The sequence below is a fragment of the Deinococcus pimensis DSM 21231 genome (assembly GCF_000519345.1).
Classification (GTDB): domain Bacteria; phylum Deinococcota; class Deinococci; order Deinococcales; family Deinococcaceae; genus Deinococcus_A; species Deinococcus_A pimensis.
Genome location: NZ_KI912673.1, coordinates 100094 through 106901, shown reverse-complemented (window position 1 = coordinate 106901; position 6808 = coordinate 100094). Strand labels below are relative to the sequence as shown.

Genomic DNA, 6808 nt, shown 5'->3' with positions numbered 1-6808 from the left:
GCGAGCGGCTCCTCACGTCGGACACGCCCTGACGCCCCGGACCCCGCCGCCGGGCCCGTCAACGCTGGTAACGGCCGTAGTGCGCCTCGGCGTCCCCCTTGACGTTCTGGAGGACCATTTGGTCCTGCCCGTTCGAGGTCGTCTCGAACCGGAAGACCCACGTTTCCGGGTTGATCTGCGTGGTGTTCCAGCTGTTCGACGGGGAGCAGGTGTACCCCTTGTTCACTCCCTCGGAGGGACGGTAGGTGAGCCGATCACCCTCGATCGTCACGCTGCCCTTCTCGTGGATGAAGAGCTTCGAGGTGCAGCCGTAGGTGGTCAGGGACAGCAACCGCGTGCGTTCGTACCGTCCGTTCCCGCTGAAGGTGACGATCTCGCTCGCGCCGCTCGAGTCCATCCAACGGTCGCTGGCCGGATCATAGTAGTCGACGCTGGACAGCGTGCCGTACAGCCAGCTGCCGAGCATCACGGAGGGCAGAACCGACCCGCCCGGGGTGCCCGCGGGTTGATCCGGCGTGGTCGTCGCGGCGCCGCAGGCGGCGAGGGAGAACGAGAGACCCAGGGCGATCATCGTACGTGTGAGCATGGTGGACTCCTTGTCGAGTCAGCCGAACACCCGGTGGACGTTCACGACTGAACCGTGACCGCACGGTAGGCACACACGTCTGATTGCGCCGTGATTCGGAGGCGCGGTCACCCCGGCGGACGTCGACCCGCGCGGACGCGGGACGGTTCGCCGCGTGGAGCGCTCGCGAAGGCGCGGAGCGTCAGCGTGCCGGAGGGACGCCCGGCGACGTCACGACCTCGAACGCCTCCCGCGCCTCGGCGGCGCCGCGCGTGTCCCCCTCACCTTCGAGCAGGTCCGCCGCGAGGAGGTAGAAGCGGGCGGCGTCCCCGAGCAGGTACTGGTCGCGCGCCTCACGTGCCGCGCGCAGGTAGGCCCGCGCGGCCAGGTCCGGCTTTCCACCGTCGAGCCAGTGCCGCGCGACGCGCGCGGCGTGACCGTCACGGTCCTCCAGCGTCCGCGCGGCCGCGCGGTGCAGCAGCCCGCGCACACTCGCGGGAATGCCCGCGTGCACCGCCTCGTACACGAGGTCGTGGGTGAAGCGGTGGCCGCTAAGCACCTGCGCCGCCTCCAGTTCCTCCCACGCGCGGGCGATGTCGAGCAGGGACGCGCCGAGCATGCCCGCGACGCCCTCGGGGTCGAAGTCGCTCTGCAGCACCGCCGCCGCGCGGGCCGTCTGCAGGGCGGGCGGCGAGAGACGTTCCAGACGCCGACCGATCAGCGTGGAGAGCTTCTCCGGCAGGGGCAGCTGTTCGGGCGGTGTGCCGTGCAGCTGCCCGGCCTCGAGGAGCAGTTTCACGGTTTCGAGCAGGAAGTGCGGGTTGCCCGCGCAGTGCCGCCAGAGCCGCGCGCGGAGCGTCGGGTCGGCGGGCACGCCGACGTCGGTCATCAACTGGTCCGCGGCGCGGTCCTCCATCGGTTCGAGGTCGATCAGCACGGCGATGCCCAGCTCGACCGTCTGCCGGACGAGCGCCTCGGCCTCGGGCGGCAGCTCGCCACGGCGGAACGTCGCGAGCAGGCGCGGCATGCCGCCCGGCTGTCCCAGCGGGAAGGACGTGCCGAACATGTACATGCCCATCTGGTTGGTGTGGTCGTCGAAGAACTGCCAGTCGTCGCAGATGTTGGACAGCAGCCCCTCGTGGACCTTGATCGTCCAGATCATGTGCGCTTCACGGAACCGCAGCAGGTCCTCGTCGTTCGTGATGGGGGCGGGGCGCTCCTCGGGCGGCAGGAGTTCCGGCACGAGCCGCGACTCCTCGCGCAGCACCCACGGATCGAGCTGCTGGGTGAGCTCGGGCCGTCGGGCGGTGTTGATGCGGGTCATGCGGGAGAGCGTCGCCCAGGGCTGCACGCGGTCGCCGGGACGCCCGGCGTACACGATGTACCCACCCTTGCTGCCCGCGAAGTCCAGCGCGAGCCGCGTCTTGCCCGAGCCGGGCTCGCCGCTGATGAAGATCCACTGACCGGCCGCCCAGGCGGCCTCCAGCCGCGCCCATTCGCGCTCACGTCCCACGAGGTGCGGGGGGCGCAGCACCTCGAGCGGCAGGACCGTGCGGGCGGTGGGCGTCACGGGCACCGAACCCCGGTCGATGTTCTGCGCCAGCGCGACCGTCTCGGGCAGAGGTTCCGTGCGCAGTTCCCGGCGCAGCACCTCCTTGCAGCGGTGGTAGGCGCGCAGCGCGGCCGGACGGTCCCCCGCGAGGTAGTGCAGGCGCATCAGGCGCCGCCACGCGTCCTCGGAGATGGGATCGAGGTCGAGCAGCGCGCGCGCGTGCGGCAGCGCCCGCGAGTACTCGCCGCTTCGTTCCAGCCGATCGATCTCCGCGCGCAGCGCGAGGCCGCGCCATTCGGTCAGGCGTTCGCGTTCCGCGTTGATCCAGTCGTCGAGGTCGGGCAGGTCGTCGTACCTGAGCCCGGCGAGGAAATCACCGCTCAACGCGAGCAGGTCCGCCGTCCGGCCGCGCGCGACGTGCTCACGCGCCGTCGTCAGGTCCACCGTCACTTCCTCGGTGAGGTCGAGCAGGTCCGCGCCGACGATGAGGTCCGTGCCGACGAGGAGACGGAGCTTGCGCAGCAGTTGCGAGAGGTTGTTCCGGGCGGTCGGCTCGGGAGAGTCGGGCCACAGCAGACCCGCGAGTCGTGAGCGGGAGGTGGCGCCTTCGAGCGCGAGGTACGCCAGGAGCGCGGCGAGTTTCCGTTCCGGCCGCCCCTCCTGACCGAGCGGTCCGCTCAGGAGGGGCGGGCCGAGCAGCTGGACACGCCAAGACGCTGACTTCATAGGTCGTCGTCCTCACTGTAAACCAAACGGAACGGCCCTGGCGTCCCGTCGCCGTTCCAACCCACGGGCCGTGAGAGACGTGTCGAGCGGTGGTGACGGCCGCGATCAGGGTGCAATCATCGAGGTTCGCGTACGCTCCTCGAAAGGAGGTGGGCCTCATGACCTCGCAGGAGCACATCGGACCCGTCGGTCAGGGCGAGCACGTCCTGTACCTGCTTCGCGTGTGGTACGAGTACGACGGGGACCGTCCGGTGTGGAGGGCGTCCCTGAAAGGTCCGCACGACGAGCGGCGGCGCTTCTTCACGTCCCGGGACGCGCTCCTGAGGTACCTCGGCGAGCGCCTCGACCCGGAGGGCTGACCCGGCCTCCCGCCGCTCACGCGGCTCCGTCCTGCGCGTGCGTCGCGGCGCGACAGGCGTCACTACGTCGTTCAGGGCAGCTTCGACTCGTTGAGGCGGATCGCGGACGAAGGAGCGGCCGCTCTCCCCGGCGGTCGCCCGGATTGCCCGAACCGGGCGCTCGGGAGGTATTTTTCGACCATGACGAACCCACCACACCCGGATCCCCAGCACGAAGGCGCCCCATGCCGAAAGGTCGCGGAGGGCACGGAACGCTTCGAGACGCGCACGGACGGCGCGTCCTTCGTGGACCACTCCGCGCGTGGCGAGGTGGTCTGGGCGGAAGAGGCGGGCTTGACGTGCCTCGCGTGGAACCGGCGGCAGGGCGCGCGGAAACGAGTCACGCAGGACACGAAGGGCGCGCACTTCCTGTTCGACCCGCTCCCGCCGATGACGTTCGCGGCGCTGGAGGCGCTCCTGTCGGAGTTCTCACCCGGCTGCCGGGTCGGGCGGTTCCGGCTGGGGCCGGGGAGGCCCGCGTGACGGAGCTCGGCGTGGTCGTGACGGCCGGGCTGGGTGCCGCGGCCGCGTTCGGCGCGGGGGACTTCAGCGGGGGGATCGCCACGAAACGCGACCCGGTCGTGCGGGTCGTGGCGCTCGCGCACCTGCTGTCGCTCGCGCTGTTCGTGCTGCTGGCCCTCGTCACGGGTGAGGCCACGCCCAGAGGGGTCGACCTCATGTGGGGCGCGCTGGCCGGGCTGGGCGGCGTGGTGGGGCTGGGCGCGCTGTACCGGGGGCTGGCGCTCGGCCCGATGGGCACGGTCGCCGCGACGAGCGCGGTGCTCGCGGCGGCCCTGCCGGTCCTGGTGAGCGTGCTGCTCGGCGGGAGGCTGGGCCCGGTGGCGCTGCTGGGCATGGCGTTGGCGCTCCTGGGGGTCACGCTGCTCAGCCGCTCGCCCACCGAGGGTCGCGGCGGCCTGGGGCTGGCGGTGCTCGCGGGGGTGGGGTTCGGGGTGTTCTTCGTGATGCTCGGGCAGACGCGGGCGGGATCGGTGTTCTGGCCGCTGGTGCTGGCACGCGTGGTGTCGGGAGGGGTGACGCTGCTGCTCACTCTGCGCGGACCCGGGTTACGTCCGAGGGCGGCAGGACCGATCGCGGGATCGTCCGTGCTGGACGCGCTGGGGAACGTGCTGTTCGTGGTGGCGGCGCAGACGGGACGGCTAGCGGAGGCGAGCGTGCTGTCCAACGTGTACCCGGCGTTCACGGTGCTGCTGGCGCTGGTGGTGCTGCGCGAACGGCTGCGGCCGGATCAGTGGTGGGGCCTGGGGGTGACGTTGCTGGCGGTGCCGCTCATCGCGGCGCGGGCGTAGGCGAGGGCCGTGGCGCCATGACGCCGCGAACGCGAAGGGCACGACGCCGCGACGTCGGAGCCCGAGCACGCTCGTGATGGTCGCGGCGGGCCGCGCGGCCGCGCCTGATCCGCGTCGAGGGTCTTGCCGGCCCACGGGAACACCCACGCGATCGGGACTCAGAAGCGGTCGATCACGCTGACGCCCACACCCGCGAAGGCGTCCATGGTCACGAGCGCGTCGATGCCTTCCTCCAGCGTGAGGCGTCGCCCGATCAGCGCCTCGGGACGCAACCGCCCCGCCTCGATCATGCCCAGCATCTGCGGGTACGCGTGCGCCGCCATGCCGTGACTGCCGAGGATCTCGAGTTCCCGGGCGATCACGAGGTCCATCGGCAGTGCCGGACGGCTCTGGTCCCCGAGCAGCAGGCCCACCTGCACGTGACGGCCGCGGCGGCGCAGATTCGCGACGGAGTCGAACGCGGTGCGTGGGTGACCGAGCGCGTCGATGGAGACGTGCGCGCCGCCGCCCGTGTGATCGAACACCGCCCGGACGGTGTCCTGTGTGGCGCGCGCGTTGATCGTCACTTCCGCGCCGAGCGCGCGGGCCCGCTCCAGCTTGTCGTCGTCGATGTCCACGGCGACGACGCGCGCGCCGAGCGCGTGGCCGATCATCACGGCGGACAGTCCCACGCCGCCGCAGCCGTGCACCGTCAGCCACTCGCCGCCCCGCACGCGGCCCTGCTGGACGACCGCGCGGAAGGACGTGGCGAAGCGGCAGCCGAGACTCGCGGCGGTCACGAAGGACATGCTGTCGGGGAGCCGGACGAGGTTGTGGTCGGCGTGGTGGATGCCGACGAGTTGCGCGAACGAGCCCCAGTGCGTGAAGCCCGGCTGGAACTGTCGTTCGCAGACCTGCGGGTGTCCGGCGTGGCATTCGCCGCAGTGACCGCACCCGCAGACGAAGGGGAGGGTGACGCGGTCCCCTTCGTGCCAGCGTCGTACGTTGGGGCCGATCGCGACGATCGTCCCGGCGATTTCGTGTCCGGGGACGTGCGGGAGGCGGATGTCCGGGTCGTGTCCCATCCAGCCGTGCCAGTCGCTGCGGCACACGCCGGTCGCGCCGACCCGCAGGACCACGCCGTCAGGGTCGGGGGTGACGTCGGGCACCTCGTGAAGTTCCGGGCGTTGGGCGAACTGTTCGTAGAGGACGGCGCGCATGCGGTTCATCGTAGTTCAGGGGCGCGCGATAGGATGAGGCGGTCATGCGCAACGAATCCTCTTGGCGGCTGGAGGTGCTCGGTCAGGTCCGCCTCGTCCACACGGACGGACGTGCCGTTCGTCTGGACGGCACCACGCTCGCCCTCGTGACGTACGTCGCGCTCGAAGGCCCCACCGCCCGTTCGCGGCTCGCGGGCCTGCTGTGGCCCGACACGGTCGAGAGCGCCGCCCGGAACAACCTCGTGCACGTCATCCGTCGGCTCGCACGCAGCTGCGGTGAACCGGTCCTCCGGACCGCCGACGTCGTCGGCCTGACGGACGACGTGCGGGTCGACGCGCGGGAACTGGACGAGCGCACCCCGACGGACATGCCGCTCGGCGCGCTGCTCGAGAACGTCGAGTTCGACGCCCATCCCGACCTTTCGGACTGGCTGCTCGCGTGGCGTGAACGGCTCGACGATCAGCGCGCCGATCACCTCGCCCGCTGGGCCGCGACGTACGAGCAGGACGGCGACCTCACGCTCGCGACGCGCGCGGCGCAGCGCCTGCTCGATCTCAATCCCGTGTCGGAGGACGCCTATCGGCGTCTGATGCGGCTGCACTACCTCGACGGGGATCGCGGCGCGGCCCTCGCGGCCTTCGAACGCTGCAAGGACATGCTCCGCCGTGAGTTCGGCAGCGAACCCCTTCCCGAGACGCTTCACCTCGCGCGGGAGGTGGAGCGTGGGGAGGCGTCCGTCACGGCGCGTGACGCGCGCGTCGCGATGCCGCTGTCAGTGCTGCGTCCGCCGAGCCTCGTCGGACGTGACGCGGAATGGCGCGACCTGCACGCCGCGTGGACGGCCGGGCAGGTCATCGTGCTCCTGGGTGAGGGCGGGGTGGGCAAGTCGCGGCTCGCGCGGGACTTCGCGAACACCATGGGGGAGGTGATGCCCCTCGAGGGGCGGCCGGGGGACGCGTCCGTTCCGTACCTGACGCTGACGCGCGGCGTGCGGCGCGTGCTGGCCCGCACCCCCGACCTGCCGCTCGAACCGTGGATGCGCGCGGCCCTCGCGCCC

General features: G+C 71.7%; 7 protein-coding genes. 4 read left to right on the top strand and 3 right to left on the bottom strand.

Going from position 1 to position 6808, the window contains the following annotated elements; translation table 11 throughout:
- Positions 1–58: 58 nt before the first annotated feature.
- Together DEIPI_RS33905 and DEIPI_RS33900 are read right to left on the bottom strand one after the other, a co-directional pair.
- A complete protein-coding gene (locus tag DEIPI_RS33905; protein WP_045234995.1) occupies positions 59–586 on the bottom strand; it encodes a hypothetical protein in 528 nt (175 codons plus the stop codon).
- A 181-nt stretch (positions 587–767) separates the two neighbouring features.
- Positions 768–2843 (bottom strand): ATP-binding protein, encoded by a 2076-nt coding sequence (locus DEIPI_RS33900; protein ID WP_045234994.1) that lies wholly within the window; start codon positions 2841–2843, stop codon positions 768–770.
- A 158-nt stretch (positions 2844–3001) separates the two neighbouring features.
- On the opposite strand from DEIPI_RS33900, the gene DEIPI_RS33895 reads away from it, so the two are divergent.
- The 3 genes from DEIPI_RS33895 (at position 3002) to DEIPI_RS0122830 (ending at position 4551) form a co-directional block, all read left to right on the top strand.
- Entirely contained in the window at positions 3002–3202 is a 201-nt protein-coding gene (locus tag DEIPI_RS33895) for a hypothetical protein (RefSeq protein ID WP_045234993.1), read from the top strand.
- 180 nt (positions 3203–3382) lie between these two features.
- Entirely contained in the window at positions 3383–3724 is a 342-nt protein-coding gene (locus tag DEIPI_RS41060) for a hypothetical protein (RefSeq protein ID WP_052351944.1), read from the top strand.
- Complete coding sequence (locus DEIPI_RS0122830; protein ID WP_045234992.1) at positions 3721–4551, top strand: DMT family transporter; 831 nt, start codon at positions 3721–3723, stop codon at positions 4549–4551. The genes DEIPI_RS41060 and DEIPI_RS0122830 overlap by 4 nt, the downstream gene beginning before the upstream one ends.
- 158 nt (positions 4552–4709) lie before the next feature.
- Here DEIPI_RS0122830 and DEIPI_RS0122825 read toward each other — a convergent pair whose 3' ends face one another.
- Positions 4710–5750, bottom strand: coding sequence for a zinc-dependent alcohol dehydrogenase family protein (locus tag DEIPI_RS0122825; protein ID WP_027483298.1), 1041 nt, complete (start codon positions 5748–5750; stop codon positions 4710–4712).
- Positions 5751–5794: 44 nt separating this feature from the next.
- Here DEIPI_RS0122825 and DEIPI_RS33885 point away from each other — a divergent pair.
- Positions 5795–6808: AfsR/SARP family transcriptional regulator (locus DEIPI_RS33885; RefSeq protein WP_045235009.1), on the top strand; the 1014-nt coding region annotated here is incomplete at its 3' end.

Excerpts from the sequence above, each read along its gene's own strand:
- DEIPI_RS33905 (WP_045234995.1), bottom strand. The coding sequence starts at position 586 with ATGCTCACACGTACGATGATCGCCCTGGGTCTCTCGTTCTCCCTCGCC.
- DEIPI_RS33900 (WP_045234994.1), bottom strand. The coding sequence starts at position 2,843 with ATGAAGTCAGCGTCTTGGCGTGTCCAGCTGCTCGGCCCGCCCCTCCTG.
- DEIPI_RS33895 (WP_045234993.1), top strand. The coding sequence starts at position 3,002 with ATGACCTCGCAGGAGCACATCGGACCCGTCGGTCAGGGCGAGCACGTC.
- DEIPI_RS41060 (WP_052351944.1), top strand. The coding sequence starts at position 3,383 with ATGACGAACCCACCACACCCGGATCCCCAGCACGAAGGCGCCCCATGC.
- DEIPI_RS0122825 (WP_027483298.1), bottom strand. The coding sequence starts at position 5,750 with ATGCGCGCCGTCCTCTACGAACAGTTCGCCCAACGCCCGGAACTTCAC.